Annotated in this window: 12 protein-coding genes; 8 read left to right on the top strand and 4 right to left on the bottom strand. The window is 61.0% G+C overall.

Annotated elements, in window-relative coordinates; all coding sequences use genetic code 11:
• Window positions 1-7 precede the first annotated feature (7 nt).
• Window positions 8-2,095, top strand: a complete 2,088-nt coding sequence (locus WBK19_RS05320; protein WP_511287641.1) for a putative bifunctional diguanylate cyclase/phosphodiesterase — start codon at window positions 8-10, stop codon at window positions 2,093-2,095.
• The gene (locus tag WBK19_RS05315; RefSeq protein WP_511287639.1) at window positions 2,092-4,581 is read left to right on the top strand and encodes an ABC transporter permease; all 2,490 of its coding nucleotides are present in this window, start codon (window positions 2,092-2,094) and stop codon (window positions 4,579-4,581) included. Before WBK19_RS05320 ends, WBK19_RS05315 begins: the two co-directional genes overlap by 4 nt.
• Here WBK19_RS05315 and WBK19_RS05310 read toward each other — a convergent pair.
• The gene (locus tag WBK19_RS05310) at window positions 4,578-4,976 is read right to left on the bottom strand and encodes an ATP-binding protein (RefSeq protein ID WP_511287637.1); all 399 of its coding nucleotides are present in this window, start codon (window positions 4,974-4,976) and stop codon (window positions 4,578-4,580) included. The genes WBK19_RS05315 and WBK19_RS05310 overlap by 4 nt on opposite strands.
• 21 nt (window positions 4,977-4,997) lie before the next feature.
• On the opposite strand from WBK19_RS05310, the gene WBK19_RS05305 reads away from it, so the two are divergent.
• A complete protein-coding gene (locus WBK19_RS05305; RefSeq protein WP_511287635.1) occupies window positions 4,998-5,456 on the top strand; it encodes a FecR family protein in 459 nt (152 codons plus the stop codon).
• Window positions 5,449-6,036, top strand: coding sequence for an OmpA family protein (locus WBK19_RS05300; RefSeq protein WP_511287633.1), 588 nt, complete (start codon window positions 5,449-5,451; stop codon window positions 6,034-6,036). The genes WBK19_RS05305 and WBK19_RS05300 overlap by 8 nt, the downstream gene beginning before the upstream one ends.
• Here the strand turns inward: WBK19_RS05300 and WBK19_RS05295 are convergent.
• The 3 genes from WBK19_RS05295 to WBK19_RS05285 are packed head-to-tail and all read right to left on the bottom strand — an operon-like array spanning window position 6,023 to window position 9,461.
• Entirely contained in the window at window positions 6,023-8,155 is a 2,133-nt protein-coding gene (locus WBK19_RS05295) for a CHASE2 domain-containing protein (protein WP_511287631.1), read from the bottom strand. The two genes, WBK19_RS05300 and WBK19_RS05295, sit on opposite strands and share 14 nt — an antisense overlap.
• Window positions 8,152-9,114, bottom strand: a complete 963-nt coding sequence (locus WBK19_RS05290) for an MBL fold metallo-hydrolase (protein WP_511287629.1) — start codon at window positions 9,112-9,114, stop codon at window positions 8,152-8,154. The genes WBK19_RS05295 and WBK19_RS05290 overlap by 4 nt, the downstream gene beginning before the upstream one ends.
• Entirely contained in the window at window positions 9,111-9,461 is a 351-nt protein-coding gene (locus tag WBK19_RS05285) for an STAS domain-containing protein (RefSeq protein ID WP_511287627.1), read from the bottom strand. Before WBK19_RS05285 ends, WBK19_RS05290 begins: the two co-directional genes overlap by 4 nt.
• A 72-nt stretch (window positions 9,462-9,533) precedes the next feature.
• Here WBK19_RS05285 and WBK19_RS05280 point away from each other — a divergent pair, with 72 nt between their 5' ends.
• The 4 genes from WBK19_RS05280 to typA all read left to right on the top strand — a co-directional run bounded on the left by WBK19_RS05280 (window position 9,534) and on the right by typA (window position 15,406).
• On the top strand, window positions 9,534-11,717 hold the full coding sequence (locus WBK19_RS05280; protein WP_511287625.1) for a YgiQ family radical SAM protein: 2,184 nt from the start codon (window positions 9,534-9,536) through the stop codon (window positions 11,715-11,717).
• Between the two features lie 159 nt (window positions 11,718-11,876).
• Window positions 11,877-13,022 carry a GGDEF domain-containing protein gene (locus WBK19_RS05275; RefSeq protein ID WP_511287623.1) on the top strand — a complete coding sequence of 382 codons (1,146 nt, stop codon included), beginning with the start codon at window positions 11,877-11,879 and terminating at the stop codon, window positions 13,020-13,022.
• A 73-nt stretch (window positions 13,023-13,095) separates the two neighbouring features.
• Complete coding sequence (locus WBK19_RS05270) at window positions 13,096-13,494, top strand: group II truncated hemoglobin (protein ID WP_511287621.1); 399 nt, start codon at window positions 13,096-13,098, stop codon at window positions 13,492-13,494.
• A 70-nt stretch (window positions 13,495-13,564) separates the two neighbouring features.
• Complete coding sequence (gene typA / locus WBK19_RS05265) at window positions 13,565-15,406, top strand: translational GTPase TypA (RefSeq protein WP_511287619.1); 1,842 nt, start codon at window positions 13,565-13,567, stop codon at window positions 15,404-15,406.
• Window positions 15,407-15,450 lie beyond the last annotated feature (44 nt).

Raw genomic sequence — 15,450 nt, 5'->3', positions numbered from 1 at the left:
GGGCCATATGTTCAATCTTTCGCGTTACTTCTCGACGGTCAGCTTCATCCTCATCGTGCTGGCGGCCGGTTTGCTCGGCCCCCTCTACCAGAAGCTCTCGCTGCAGCAAATGCAGGATCTGGCGGAGGGACGCAATGTCGCCATGGCGCAGGTGTTCCAGAATTCGCTACGCGATTCGCTGGATGCGCTGATGAGTGACTCGGTCGGCCGCGACGTCGAATCTCTCACGCAATCCGAAGAGGCTCGCCGGCTCCACGCCAGCGTCCTTGAATTGATGCGCGATACCTCGGTCGTTCGGGTCAAGATTTACAACCGCATCGGCAGCACGGTGTTTTCGACCGATACCGGGCAAATCGGCGAGAGTCGCCTCGACAACCCCGGTTTCCGGGCTGCAATCAGCGGCACAATTGCCAGCGAGCTTTCGCACCGCGACAGCATGAACAGCCTCGACGGGACGCTGTCCGAGGTCGATGTCCTGTCGAGCCATATCCCCATCCGCGGCAAGGACCATTCGGTCGAGGGGGTTTTCGAGCTGTACCAGAACGTCTCGCCGTTCGTCAGCCAATTGCATCGCAACATGTGGCTGGTTACCGGCGGCGTGGCGCTGGTTTTTGCAGCGCTCTACCTCATGCAGTTTCTCGTCGTCCGCCGCGCCCAGGGTATCCTAGAGGATCAGGAGGGGCGTATTGCAGCCGCCCGCGACACGCTCGAAATTCAGGTTGCGGCCCGCACCGACGAACTCAAGCGAACCAACACCCAGCTCGAAGGCGAGATCGTCGAGCGGCGGCAGGCGCAGAGCAAACTCAACTATCTGGCTTACCACGATCCGTTGACGGGGCTGTCCAACCGGCGCAGCTTCATCGAGCGGCTGGAGGAAAGCCTGCGCGAATCGGCCCGGCGCAGCGAGAGGCTGGCCGTACTCTTCATCGATCTCGACCAGTTCAAGCAGGTCAATGATTCGCTCGGCCACGGCGTTGGTGACGAATTGCTGGTCTCGGTCGCGGCACGGCTGTCCGAGCATGTCCGCCTGATCGACATGCTGGCCCGCCTTGGCGGCGATGAATTCATCTGCCTGATGGAGGGCGTGCGCAACGAAGACGAGGTTGAAATACTCGCCCGCGAAATCATCGGCGCCTTCGAATTCCCTTTCAAACTGGAAGACCATGAGCTGTTCCTGACGGCTTCGGTCGGTATCTGCCTTTCACCAGGAGATGGCGACAGCGTGCTTGATCTGCTGCGCAATGCCGACACGGCGATGTATCGGGCCAAGGCACTAGGGCGTGGCAATTTTCATTTTTATACACCGGAAATGACGCGAGATGCGCAGGAACGGATCCGCATGGAAAACCTGTTGCGGCGGGCGCTCGACAACGGCGAACTGTCGGTGCATCTGCAACCCCAGGTTGAAACAAAAAGCGGCCGGCTGGTCGGCGCCGAAGCCCTGGTTCGCTGGAACAGCCCCGAGCTCGGCCTGGTCATGCCGATGCGCTTCATTCCTCTGGCCGAAGATTCGGGGCTGATCGTCGGGCTTGGCAACTGGGTGCTGCGCGAAACCTGCCGGCAGGTCATGCAATGGCGCAAGAGCGGATTCGACTTGCCGCAGGTTTCGGTCAATCTGTCCGCCAAACAACTGGAACGTCCCGAGTTCATCGACGTTCTCGGTCAAATTCTCGACGAAACCGGCATGGACGCTACCAGCCTCAAACTCGAACTGACCGAGTCGGTGGTCATGGCCGTTGGCGATGCCTTTGACTTGCTCGCCCGTCTGCGTGACCTCGGCATCAGCCTGTCGCTCGACGATTTTGGGACCGGCTATTCGTCGCTCAGTTATCTGAAATTGTTGCCGGTTCAGCAATTGAAAATTGATAAATCCTTCATCGACGGCATTGGCAAGAACTCGGGCGACGAGGCGATCATCAGGACGATCATGGAATTAGCGCGCAGCCTTGATTTCGAAGTGGTTGCCGAAGGTGTTGAGACGGTCGGGCAGTCCGAGTTTCTGGCCGGACTCGGCTGTGAACAACTGCAAGGCCATTTGCACGGGAAAGCCGTGCCGGCCCCGGAGTTCCGTACCCGCTGGTCTGTACGTCCATGATCGCCGCCCACGCCTGGCGCACGCTCGGCCGCGAGTTGCGCTCCGGCGAACTGCGCCTGCTCTTCGCGGCGCTGGCCATTGCCGTTGCTGCGGTCACCGCCGTCGGCTTCTTTGCCGACCGGGTCCGTCTGGCGCTGGAGCGCGAGGCGCAGCAGATGATGGGCGGCGACCTGATTCTCATCGCCGATCACGCCTTGCCTGAAGCCTATGCTGCCGAAGCCCGCCGACGTGGCCTCAATCTGGCCGAAACGCGGGTTTTTCCGAGCATGGTCATCGGCCCCGAACAGGCGCAACTGGCCGATATCAAGGCGGTCAGCCCGGGATATCCGCTGCGCGGCCGGGTTGAAACCAGCCAGCGGGCAGGCGAGGAGGGTGCTCCCGCCGAAGGAGGTCCGGCCGTTGGATCTGTTTGGCTGGACGAACGGCTCTCGGCGGCGCTTCAGGTCGTCCCGGGCGGATCGGTGACGGTCGGCGCGCAAAAGCTGCAAGTGGCCGCGATTCTGACCCGCGAGCCGGATCGGGGCGTCAATTTCTTCAGTCTGGCGCCGCGGCTCATGATGCATGCCGACGACCTGCCGGCTACTGGCCTGATCCAGCCCGGCGCGCGCATCCGCTACAGCCTGCTGGCGGCTGGCGAGGCCAAGGCTGTGGCCGGTTACCAAGGCTGGCTTACGCAACGTCTTGAGCGTGGCGAACGGCTCGAAGACACGCGTAACGCACGGCCGGAAATTCGTGGCGCGCTGGACAGGGCCGAGCGATTTTTGGGCCTGTCGACGGTGTTGACCGTGGTGCTGGCGGCCGTCGCCACGGCCATGGCTGCACGGCGTTACATGCAGCGCCATCTCGACGCCTGCGCCGTCATGCGCTGCCTGGGCATGACACAGGGTGGATTGCTTCGCCTGCATGGCTGGCTGTTTCTCTGGCTGGCCTTGCTGGCCGCTGTTGTCGGCAGCATTGTCGGCTATGCGGCGCATTTCGTGCTGATTCACTGGCTCTCGGCCTTGCTCGTGCTCGACCTTCCGGCCCCCGGCTGGTTGCCGCTGCTTGGCGGGCTGGGCGTGGCCGGCGTCTTGCTCTTCGGATTCGCTTTCCCGCCGCTCATGCAACTGGCCAGCGTGCCGACCCTGCGCGTCATGCGTCGCGAACTCGGTCCGCCACAGGCGTCGTCGCTCGGCGGCTACGCCCTTGGGCTGGTCCTGCTGGCCGGCCTGATCATCTGGGTGGCTGGCGATATCCGGCTCGGCGCCTATGCCGTCGGCGGCTTTGTCGTTGCCCTCGGCAGCTTCTGGGTCATCGCCCGGTTGATCATTGCCGCCATCGCCCGCCTGCGTGGCGGCGCCGGTTTCGGCTGGCGCCAGGGGCTGGCCAGCCTGACCCGCCATGCGTCGTCGAGTGCGGTGCAAATCGTCGCCCTGGCAATCGGCTTGATGGCGATGCTGCTGCTGACCGTGATTCGCGCCGAATTGCTCGATGCCTGGCAACAATCGGTGCCGGCAGATGCCCCCAACCGTTTCGTCATCAATATCCAGCCCGACCAGCGCCAGCCCGTAGCCGACATGCTGCGCGCCAGCGGCATCGAGGCCGAACTGCTGCCGATGATTCGCGCCCGCCTGATCCGGATTGGCGGCAAGGAAGTCAGCCCGGCCAGCTTTCCCGAAGACGAACGCGCCCAGCGCCTGATCGAACGGGAATTCAACCTGTCATGGCGCAGCGATCTGCCTGCTGGCAACCGGGTTACCGCCGGCCGCTGGTTCGCGCCGGATGAAGCCGGGCAGGGCCTGGCCTCGGTTGAAGAGGGGTTGGCCAAGACGCTGGGCATACAGCTCGGTGACGAGCTGGTATTCATGGCCGCCGGCGTGGAAAAACGCGTGAAGACGAGCAGCCTGCGCAAACTTTCCTGGGATTCGATGCGCGTCAATTTCTTCGTTCTGACGCCGCCCGGCGTCATTGAAGACGCACCAGCCAGCTACATCACCAGTTTCCATCTGCCGGCCGAACGGGCCGATGCCGCGTCCGAATTGGTCCGGCGTTTCCCCGGGCTGACGATGATCGATGTCGGCGCCATCCTGCGCCAGTTGCAGGGTGTCATCGGCCAGGTGGCCGGCGCCGTCCAGTTCGTTTTCGTGTTTGCCTTGCTGGCCGGCGGCATCGTTCTCTATTCGGCCTTGCTCACCAGCTTCGACGAACGGCGCTACGAACTGGCCGTGATGCGCTCGCTCGGCGCCCAACGGGCGCAACTGCGCCAAGCCATGCTCGTTGAATTGGGCGTCATCGGCAGCGTGGCTGGGTTGATGGCGGCCATCGGCGCCATGCTGCTCGGGCGCATTGTCGGCCAGCAGGCGTTTCAACTGGATCTGTCATTCGGCCTCTGGTTGCCGGTGCTATCGACTGTCGGCGGTGGCTTGCTGGCGGTGCTCATCGGCTGGCTGGCGGTGCGCCAGTTGATCGCCACGCCGCCCTTGCTGGCCTTGCGCAACGGCGCCTAAAACTCGATTTCGGTGATGTTGCGCTGCCCCAGCCGCTGGTAGCGGATGGCTTTGCCCATGCCGTGGATCAAACCAAGGCCCTGGCCGCCGACTTCCACGGTCAACCGGAAATTTTGCCCAAATTCGGAATTGTCGAAAGGCGGCGCATCGTCTTCGTAGCGCAGGGTCAGGATGCCGTCGTTGCGGCCCATAGCGAGGCTAACCTTGTGCTCGCTGTCTCCGTGGTGGCCGTGGGTGATCGTGTTGGTGAACAGCTCTTCGACAACCAGTTGCAGGCGCAGGGTATCGTCGGCGGTAGCGCCCAGCCCAGCCGCCCGTTCAGCCACGCTGGCCATCAGCCCGGGAAGCTCGTCATAGCGCGCGCTGACGGAAATGTCCGTAAAATATGCTGTCATTGAATCATCAAGGTTTTCGCCATGATTAAAGCACATTGGGCTGCGCTTTGTGCGCTGCTCGCCCTGTTGTCCGGTTCGCCCGCCTTTGCTGCCGACCCGGCCGGCATGGTCAAGGTCGCCAAGGGTCAGGTCAGTGTCGAACGCGACGGCAAGAAACTGCCGGCTACCGTCGGCACCCTGATCGAAGTCGCCGATCGCGTGCGCACCGGCGCCGATGGTTCGGTCGGCGTCACGCTGCGCGACAACACCCTGTTGTCGGCTGGCCCGAATTCGCTGATTGTCATCGACAAGTTCGCCTTCGACAACGCGACGCAGGACGGCATCATGTCGATCCGCATCCGCAAGGGAACGCTGTCCGTTGCCTCGGGCAAGATCGCCAAGCGGACGCCGGAATCGGTTGATTTCCATACGCCTACCTCGGTTCTCGGCGTGCGCGGCACCGAGTTCGTTATTGAAGTCGAAGGTGGCCGCGATGAATAAGCCGACTGTTTCTCTCATATTGGTGGCGCTGCTGAGCTTGGCCGGCTGCGCCAGCGAGCGCGTCGTCCTGCTTCCGTCGGCCGATGGCCGGGCCAGCGCCGTTGTAATCCGTGACACCAGTGGCGAGATAGTTCTCGACAAACCCTACGCGGCGACCAAGCGAAGTCTGGATGCCAACAAGGCTTATCAATCGTCACCGGAAGAGGTCAAGGAGCGCTTCGCCCAAGCCTTGGCTGCGCAACCGCCACGGCCTAGCAGCTATGTCCTCTATTTCGAAGCTGGCGGCAATGTCCTGACGCCGGAGTCGCAGGCGGCGCTGGCAACTATCCGCAAGGAAATCGCCGAACGCCCGGCCTCCGAAGTCATGGTCATCGGCCATACCGACCGCGTTGGCAGTGTCGATGGCAATGACCGTTTGTCGAAAACCCGGGCCGAAAGCCTGCGTGACCAGCTGATCGAATCGGGTGTGCCTGCCGACAAGCTGTCAGCCGTCGGTCGCGGTGAGCGCGATCCGCTGGTACCGACCGAAGACGAAGTCGACGAGCCGAAAAACCGGCGGGTCGAAATCAGCGTTCGCTAGCTGCCCAAGCTGCCTGGCCGTGCCACTGCAGCAATAACAAGGTCAGGTCATCCGCTGCTGGATGACCTGCCTCGAAGGTGCGCACGGCATCACGTACTGCAGTAGTGGCGATTTGCAGCTCGGCCCGGGCGTGGTCCTGAATCACCGATTGCAAACGCCCGATGCCAAACATGCCGGCACTGCTGCCGGCTTCGGTGACACCATCGGTAAACAGGCAGATCCGGTCACCTGGCTGCAACTGCAGTTCTGCGGCCACGTAAGGGTAGTCACCGATGGCACAAAGCGGCGGCCCGGCAGTTTCCGTATCGATCCGCGACAGTTGGTCGGCGCGTTGCAGGATGGGCGCATCGTGGCCGGCGCAAACGTATTCCATGCGACCCGAGGCGACATCCAGCACGGCGATGAAGGCCGTGACGAAGAGGAATTCTGCATTCTCGCGACTCAGCTCGAATTCAAGTTCGCGGACGGCCAGCCCAAGATCGGCCTGGCGACGCGTCAGCGTACCGGTCAGTGTCTTCGAGATTGCCATGAACAGGCTGGCCGGCACGCCCTTGCCGGAAACATCGCCGATTGCCACGCAGAGCCGTTGGTCGTCGAGCATGAAACAGTCGTAATAGTCGCCGCCGACGGCCTGGGCGGGTTCGAGGATGGCGGCAATGGAAAATCGCCGCTCTCCAGCGAAAATTGTCGCCGGGTCCGGCAACAGCCCCATCTGGATGCGTCGGGCGGCATCGATTTCACCGGCCACCCTGGCTGCCTCTTCGCGGCTGCGCTGCAGTTGCGATTCTGCTTCTCGCCGCCGGCTGTCAGCAGCAACCAGCGTATTGCCCAGGAGCAGGATGAATACCGGCGCGAGCAGCAGTATCTGGCTAACGCTATCGAACAACCAGCGGCCAGTGAAAAAGGCCAGATAGCCACCGGCAACCAGCAGCAGGCTACAGACGGTGAAACTGAGCACGGCGTAGCGCGGCCGGAGTACAGGAATTGTCACGATGAGGAGCAGGCCACACAGCAGCAGCGTGGTGGTTTCGAGGTGTGTCATCCAGTCCGGACGTTGCAGGGCTGTGCCACTGAGCAGACTTTCGATGACCTGGGCATGGATGTCGATGCCGGGCAGGCTTTCGCCAAGCGGCGTGATGATCCGGTCCTGCAGCCCGGTACTGTTGAAACCGACGATGACGAAGCGGTCGTCGAATATTTCCCGGGGATGCACGCCGGCCAGCACATCGGCGGCTGATAGATAGTAGTTGGCGTTGGCGCGACCGAAATGGAGCAGGACTTCACCGTTAGGCTGTGTCGGCAGTCGATAGTCGCCGATGCGGATTGCCGTCATGCCGCGGCCTCCACTTTCGGGTACGACGGCGCCGCCACCGAGGGCCAGACGGACCATTTCAAGCGGTAGCGAAAGAAAGGGCAACTGGTTGATTGTGGCTATCGTTGGCACGCGGCGCAGTACACCGCGCTCGGAGTTCGCCTGCAATTGAGCCGGGCTGGCATTGATCAGGCCTTCGCCGGCCGCCGATTTTTCGATCAAGGGACGACTGGTCAGCGCCCCGGCGTATTGAGGAAGATGGCGGTCGAGGCTGGTGCCCGGATTGAATTCCGGTAGCGGTCGGGCTGGTTGTGTCGAACCGGGCAGTGCCTTGCTCAGGCCGACGACGGCGAGGGCGGTTGGATGGCCGCTCAAGGCGCGGGCGAGTTCGCGGTCCGGATCGGGCAGCGTAGCCAGGATTTCCGGAGGCAGGTCGGGCATTCGTGCCGACAGGACCTCGGGGCTATAGCGGTCGCGCTCGGCAAAAACGATATCGATGCCCAGCGCCAGCGGCTTGCCGGTTTGGATTTTGTTTACCAGTTGGGCGACCAGGTCGCGCGACCACGGCCACTGGCCATATTTCACCAGACTCTGGCTGTCGATGCCGACAACGATGACCGGCTCGCTGGTGCGGGCCCGTGGCATCTGTCGCTGATACTGATCGAACAGGGCGTCGCGAACGTTGAGCAGTGGCGTACGGTCGATGCCGTTCAGCACCAAGGCGCCAATAATCAGCAACAGCAGGGGAAAGGCCCGGCCACGTCCGGCCTGGATCGCCGCGAGGAGCAGTCCGGCCGGGTGCTTCACAGGTCGATAGTCAGGCCGTCGTAGGCGGAAATGATCTCGAGCGGCGCCCGGCTGCCCCGGGTGATCAGCTCGAGCCGCCGCGTTTCGGCGACCAGACGGGAAAGCTGCTTGTCGTCATGGACCGGCTCGTGGTGAAACAGGACCAGCCGCTTGACGGCGGCCGCCTGACAGAGCTCAACGCCGACGATGTTGCTCGAATGGCCCCAGTCGGCCTTGACCGATACGGCCTCGGCCAGCGAATACATGGCATCGAAAATGACCAGGTCGGCCTTGCGGAAAAAATGAGTGAACTCGGCGTGTTCGTCAGGGTTTTCCAGCTTGTGTTCGGAGTCGGTCGAATAGACGACCGTGCGATCCAGACTTTCAAAGCGATAGCCGTAGGAGTCGCCGGCATGCATCTGGCGCTTGGGCGTCACGTTTATGCCCGAGATATAACGCGTCTCATCGGGCTTCATGACGTCGAATTCGATCTTGGCGCCGGCCATCGCGTAATCGACGGGGAAGTTGGGCGACTGCATCTGCAGGCGGACGGCCTGCTCAAGATTCGCATGGCAACCGTGGACAACAATGCGGTTGCCCGGGATGTACATGGGCGCGAAATACGGGAAGCCCATGAGGTGATCCCAATGCAAATGGGAAATGAAGATGTGGTAGGTCTGCGGATTGGGGACGCCGAAGCGGGCAATCTTTGCCTGACCGAGCGGCCGGGCGCCGCTGCCCATGTCGCAGATGAAATGATCGTTGCTGTCGCCAACGATCTCGACGCACGATGAATTGCCTCCAAAGGTGCCGGCCACGGAAAAGGGCAGCTTGTCGACGAATTCGTCGAGGGCCGTGCGGGTCTTGAAGTTTTTGCCGTTGGCGGCGGTCAGGGCGGCGACGATTTTTTCCCGGACATCGCGATGCGACAGCGAAACCGGCAGCGAACCGCGGGTTCCCCAGAAAACAACTTGATTCATGAGCCGAGAACCTTGCAGGCGCTGTCGACGCTCACGTAGCACGGCACAATCAGGTTGAAACGGCTGATGGCGAATACTTCCTGAACCATGGGCTGCAGGGCGGCAATGGCGAACACGCCTTTTTGTGCCTTGGAGCGACGCGAGGCCATCATCAGCACGCGCAAGCCGGCACTGCTGATGTAGTCCACCCCGGAGAAGTCGAGGAGGACGGATGGGCGCCCCTGGACGCATTGATCAAGCAGGGGATCGAGTGCTTTTGTGAACTCTTCGCTCGTTGTGTGGTCTATTCGTCCGCTGACGGAAACGATCAGGACACCGGCCTGTTCGCGGGTGGGAAGATTCATCATCGCGTAGGGGGAGGGCTCTTGGACAAAGGGCAAGTATGCCATGGCCCCCGGCGCTCTCAGGTAAAATATTGCATGGATTCAAATCAGCAAAACACCCGCCCGCTCTTCGGTTATCGCAAATTCTGGGCACATCGTTTCGGGCCCGCCCCCTTCTTGCCTATGTCGCGCGCCGAGATGGATACTTTGGGCTGGGATTCGTGCGACATCATCCTCGTCACCGGCGACGCCTACATCGACCATCCGAGCTTCGGCATGGCCTTGATCGGGCGTCTGCTCGAGGCGCAGGGCTTTCGCGTTGGCATTCTTTGCCAGCCGGACTGGAATTCTGCGGTCGACTTCAAAAAACTGGGAAAACCGAATCTTTTCTTCGGCGTCACGGCCGGCAATATGGATTCGATGGTCAATCGCTATACGGCTGACCGCAAGATCCGCTCTGACGACGCTTACACGCCGAACGGCGAGCCGAACAAGCGGCCGGACCGGGCGGTGACCGTCTATGCCCAGCGTTGCCGCGAGGCTTTCCCCGGCTGCAACGTCATTGTCGGCTCAATCGAGGCCAGCCTGCGGCGCATCGCGCATTTCGATTACTGGTCGGACAAGGTTCGCCGCTCGGTGCTGCCGGACTCCAAGGCCGACATGTTGTTCTTCGGCAATGCCGAGCGGGCCATCGTCGAACTGGCGCACCGTGTAGCCAAGGGCGAGAAGATCAGCGAAATCCGCGATCTGCGCGGCACGGCCTTCATGGCCCCGTCAGGCTGGTTGCCGTCTGATGACTGGGATGTCATGGATTCGACCTCGGTCGACACGCCGGGCCCGCTGATCAAGCACATCGACCCTTACGCCATGGAGGGCGATTCCAAAAATGGCCAAAATTCCCGGTCGACCGTGGAAGAGGGGGCACCAACGAACGCCCAGCCGATCCGCATCGTTTCGCGCACCGAACGGCTGGCGGCACGCCAGGATAGGCGCGCCCATACCGTCGTTCGGCTGCCGTCCTATGAGCAGGTCAAGGACGATCCGGTGCTCTACGCCCACGCCTCGCGCACCTTCCACCTCGAATCCAATCCCGGCAATGCCCGGGCGCTGGTTCAGGCCCATGGCGAACGCGATGTCTGGCTGAATCCGCCACCGACTCCGCTAACGACGGAAGAGCTCGATCAGGTGTACGAGTTACCCTACGCCCGTCGGCCGCACCCGAGTTACGGCGAAGCCAAGATTCCGGCCTGGGAAATGATCCGTTTCTCGGTCAATATCATGCGCGGCTGTTTTGGCGGCTGCACCTTCTGCTCGATCACCGAGCACGAAGGGCGCATTATCCAGAGCCGTTCCGAAGACTCGGTGATCCGCGAAATCGAAGAAATGCGCGACAAGACGCCGGGCTTCACTGGCATTGTCTCCGACCTCGGCGGGCCGACCGCCAACATGTTCCACCTGACCTGCAAGGACCCGAAGATCGAGTCAGCCTGCCGCCGACTGTCCTGCGTCTATCCGGATATCTGCGAGAACATGAATACCGATCACAGCAAGCTCATTTCGCTGTATCGCAAGGCGCGTTCGCTGAAGGGCGTCAAGAAAGTGCTGATCGGCTCTGGCCTGCGCTATGACCTGGCAGTACGCTCACCCGAATACATCAAGGAACTGGTCACCCACCACGTTGGCGGCTACCTGAAGATTGCGCCGGAACACACCGAGGAACGGCCGCTCTCCAAAATGATGAAACCGGGCATCGGCTCCTACGACCGCTTCAAGCAGCTGTTCGACCGTTTCTCCCGCGAGGCGGGCAAGGAGCAGTACCTGATCCCGTATTTCATTGCCGCTCACCCGGGGACTGAGGACGAGGACATGCTCAACCTGGCGTTGTGGCTGAAAAAGAACAATTTCCGCCTTGATCAGGTGCAGACCTTCATCCCGACGCCGATGGCCATGGCAACAACGATGTATCACAGTGAGCGCAACCCGTTGCGCAAGGTGACGCGTAGCAGCGAACAGGTTGGGACCGTGCGCAACGGCCGCCAGCGCAAGTTGCACAAAGCCTTCCTGCGCTACCACGACCCGGCCAACTGGCCGCTGTTGCGAGAAGCGCTCAAGGAAATGGGGCGGGCCGATCTGATCGGCAATGGCAAAAAACAGTTGATTCCAGCCTGGCAGCCGGCTGGTACGGGCGGTGTGCCGGCTGTATCCACCGGGAATATTCGGCGGACCGGGCCGGCGCCGCGCTCCAGCGTGCAGCGGCAACAAGGCCCCAGGAAAAAATAGTATTCATTGTGGGTTTGACGGGGCTGCGGGAAGTGGTGATACTCTAAAAAAAGCCGCATTTTCCGTAGCTTCGAAAGGCCTTTAGCCCGTTCCTTTTGTCACAAGAACGAGGGGTCTCGACAGCTTGTGCGGCATCAAGACAGGATGGCCGGAGCAGACATGTACAGAGGACGAGACCACGAGAGGGGCGGTTGCCACGGTCGACGGATGACCGATCGGCGGCCAGGTTTCGCCCAGCGCCTTGATCTTCATCTGCTCGACGGAGCTCCGCATCGCCTGTCATGGGAGGATCAGCGGGCGCAATACTGGACGCGCTTGCTGTTCTGCATCCTGGCGCTGATGTATTTCAACTTTGGTGGCGAAGCTCAGGTTCGTTCATGGGCAAGCCTGCCCGTCGTCAATGTCGTGATGACGATTTATGGCATGGAGATCCTGTTTTTCATGTGGCATGCAACGCGTGTGCCGCACGCTCCGTGGCGCCAGCGACTGACCATGTGGGTCGACATTGCTGCTGCTTCGTTCGCCGCGTTGGCCGATTCGACGCTGAGCTCACCTGGTTTCCTTGTTTTCCTGATGGTCATCCTTGGCAATGGCATGCGTTACGGTCTCAGGCTTTTTGGCGAAGCTGTCATCGGCAGCCTGGGGGCTTCGATCCTCATTGTCTGGCTGCGCTTGCCCGATTACCTCGCCATTTTCTCGGTCAGCGCCATCTTTTTCCTAGTGTTCTTTGCCATTGTCGTTCTCTACTCCTATTCGCTGACAGCCAAGATCGAACGGGCTCGCCAGAAGCTCTCGCATGAGAGAAATGTCGATGCGCTGACCGGCATGCTGAACCGGCGAGCATTGATCGAACGAGCTTCCCAGCTTTTCCAGTCCCCTGCGGCGCATGGCGGCAGGATTGTCGTTCTGTTTGCTGATCTGGATGGTTTCAAGAGCGTAAACGATACGCACGGGCACCATGTCGGCGATAAAGTACTGGTTGCCGTGGCCGAACGTATTCTTGACAACGTTCGCGATATCGATCTGGTAGCGCGCTATGGAGGTGATGAGTTCCTGCTCGTCCTGCCACGCACCACGCAGGAGGGCGGTGAAATCGTCGCTCAGCGCGTGCGCCAGCAAATCAACGACTGGGCAAGGCAGAACAATATCGATTTCAACGTTTCGATTGGCGTTGGCAACTACCCGGAACATGGCAGCGATCTGGAGTCCGTCATCGCCTCGGTCGATAAGGCGATGTACCGCAGCAAGTCTGAATATGGACGAGGCGGCATTCTGCATGCCGAAAGCGCAGGCATCTCGTCCTGAGCTCGGCTCTCGGCAATTGTCCTGGCCTCCGTTACACTTGCCAGCTTTCTTACGAACTACTGCGAGTTGATTGATGACCGACCAGGCCACTACGCCCACGACCTATGAAAAAATCGGTGGCGAAGCCACTGTTGCCAAGCTGACTGCACGGTTCTACGAATTGATGGACACCGTTTCCCATTTTGCAGAACTGCGGGCCATGCATCCGGCCGATCTTTCCGGTTCCCGGGACAAACTCTTCATGTTCCTTTCCGGCTGGTTCGGCGGCCCGGATCTGTTTGTCGAGAATTTCGGCCATCCAAAGCTGCGCGCGCGCCACATGCCCTTCGCCATCGGCACAAAAGAGCGCGATCAGTGGGTGGCCTGCATGGTGCTGGCGATGGAAGATGTCGGTCTGAGCGAGGACGTACGCAAGGTGTTGCTGACCAATTTCTTCAATACAGCCGACTTTATGCGCAATAAAGAAGGATAAAAACTCGGCTGGGGATGTTGCGGCGCACCATCGGTGATAGAATCACGCCTTTGATTTTTCAGGCCTTCCCATGTCCGCTCGTCCGATCCGCAACATCGCCATCATCGCGCACGTTGACCACGGTAAAACCACCCTGGTTGACCAGCTGCTCCGCCAGTCCGGCACCTTCGCCGCTCACCAGCAACTGGTCGAGTGCGTCATGGACTCCAACGACTTGGAAAAAGAGCGTGGCATCACGATTCTTTCCAAGAACACTGCGGTCGAGTACGAAGGCGTTCACATCAACATCGTCGACACCCCGGGTCACGCGGACTTCGGTGGTGAAGTCGAGCGCGTGCTGGGTATGGTCGATGGCGTGGTCCTGCTGGTCGATGCCGCTGAAGGCCCGATGCCGCAGACCCGTTTCGTCACCAAGAAGGCACTGGCCCTTGGCCTGCGTCCGATCGTGCTGGTCAACAAGGTTGACCGCGATGGCGCCGATCCTGATCAGGCCGTCAATCTGACCTTCGACCTGTTCGATAAGCTCGGCGCTACCGACGAACAACTCGATTTTCCGATCGTTTACGCTTCCGGCCTCAACGGCTGGGCGGCCATGGAGCTGGATCAGCCCCGCGAAAACATGATTCCGCTGTTCGACACGATTCTGCGTCACGTGCCGGCTCCGGATACCGACACCGAAGCGCCCCTGCAACTGCAGATTACTGCCCTTGATTACTCGTCCTACGTCGGTCGTATCGGCGTTGGCAAGATCAATCGCGGCAAGGTCAAGACCGGTCAGAACGTGCTGGTCATGTTCGGTACGGAAGAAGAAGCGGCCGAACACGAGCGCACCCCGATCAAGGCCAAGATTGGCCAGGTTTTCGGCTACAAGGGCCTGAACAAGATCGAGCTCGAAGAAGGCCACGCTGGCGACATCGTCCAGATCACCGGTATTGAAGATCTGGTTCTGGGCTGTACCGTCACCGATCCGGAACAGCCGGAATCGCTGCCGCTGCTCAAGATTGACGAGCCGACTCTGTCCATGCAATTCATGGTCAATACCAGCCCGCTGGCCGGTACTGAAGGCAAGTTCGTCACCAGCCGCCAGATCCGTGATCGTCTGCATAAAGAACTGCTGACCAACATGGCGCTGCGTGTCCATGATACCGGTAACGGCGATGTGTTCGACGTGGCTGGCCGTGGCGAACTGCACCTCGGCATCCTGCTCGAGAACATGCGTCGCGAAGGTTATGAACTGGCTGTTGGTCGCCCTCGTGTCGTCAAGAAGACCATCAACGGTGTCGAGTGCGAGCCGTATGAGCTGCTGACGGTTGACGTCGAAGAAGACACCCAGGGTGGCGTCATGGAAAGCCTCGGCATGCGCCGTGGCGACCTGCAGGACATGGTGCCGGATGGTCGCGGTCGCGTCCGTATCGAATACCGCATCCCGGCCCGTGGCCTGATCGGTTTCCAGGGCGAATTCATGAACCTGACCCGCGGCAACGGCCTGATGAGCCACGTCTTCGACGAATACGCCCCGGTCAAGGACGGTACGGTTGCGGAACGTCGCAACGGCGTTCTGATCTCCCAGGACAACGGCGAAGCCGTCGCCTACGCGCTGTGGAAGCTGCAGGATCGCGGCCGCATGTTCGTGGTGCCGGGCGACAAGCTATATGAAGGCATGATCATCGGCATTCACAGCCGTGAAAACGACCTCGTGGTCAATCCGATCAAGGGCAAGCAACTGACCAACGTTCGCGCTTCTGGTACCGACGAAGCCGTTCGTCTGGTGCCGGCCGTCCAGCTCAGCCTGGAAGCAGCCGTCGAGTTCATCGAAGAAGACGAACTGGTCGAACTGACGCCGAAGTCGATTCGTCTGCGCAAGCGTTACCTGACCGAAATTGAGCGCAAGCGTGCGGTGCGCGGTCTGTAAGGATGTAGCATGAGTTTCTGCCAACCCTGTCGTACTTGGGTCGG

This window comes from Azonexus sp. (assembly GCF_049652925.1).
Classification (GTDB): Bacteria; Pseudomonadota; Gammaproteobacteria; order Burkholderiales; family Rhodocyclaceae; genus Azonexus.
This window is presented reverse-complemented; position numbering and strand designations above follow the sequence as displayed.

Coding starts and splice junctions, on each gene's coding strand:
- WBK19_RS05270 (WP_511287621.1), top strand. CDS start 13,096: ATGACCGACCAGGCCACTACGCCCACGACCTATGAAAAAATCGGTGGC.
- WBK19_RS05285 (WP_511287627.1), bottom strand. CDS start 9,461: ATGATGAATCTTCCCACCCGCGAACAGGCCGGTGTCCTGATCGTTTCC.
- WBK19_RS05305 (WP_511287635.1), top strand. CDS start 4,998: ATGATTAAAGCACATTGGGCTGCGCTTTGTGCGCTGCTCGCCCTGTTG.
- WBK19_RS05300 (WP_511287633.1), top strand. CDS start 5,449: ATGAATAAGCCGACTGTTTCTCTCATATTGGTGGCGCTGCTGAGCTTG.
- typA (WP_511287619.1), top strand. CDS start 13,565: ATGTCCGCTCGTCCGATCCGCAACATCGCCATCATCGCGCACGTTGAC.
- WBK19_RS05315 (WP_511287639.1), top strand. CDS start 2,092: ATGATCGCCGCCCACGCCTGGCGCACGCTCGGCCGCGAGTTGCGCTCC.
- WBK19_RS05290 (WP_511287629.1), bottom strand. CDS start 9,114: ATGAATCAAGTTGTTTTCTGGGGAACCCGCGGTTCGCTGCCGGTTTCG.
- WBK19_RS05280 (WP_511287625.1), top strand. CDS start 9,534: ATGGATTCAAATCAGCAAAACACCCGCCCGCTCTTCGGTTATCGCAAA.
- WBK19_RS05310 (WP_511287637.1), bottom strand. CDS start 4,976: ATGACAGCATATTTTACGGACATTTCCGTCAGCGCGCGCTATGACGAG.
- WBK19_RS05275 (WP_511287623.1), top strand. CDS start 11,877: ATGTACAGAGGACGAGACCACGAGAGGGGCGGTTGCCACGGTCGACGG.
- WBK19_RS05320 (WP_511287641.1), top strand. CDS start 8: ATGTTCAATCTTTCGCGTTACTTCTCGACGGTCAGCTTCATCCTCATC.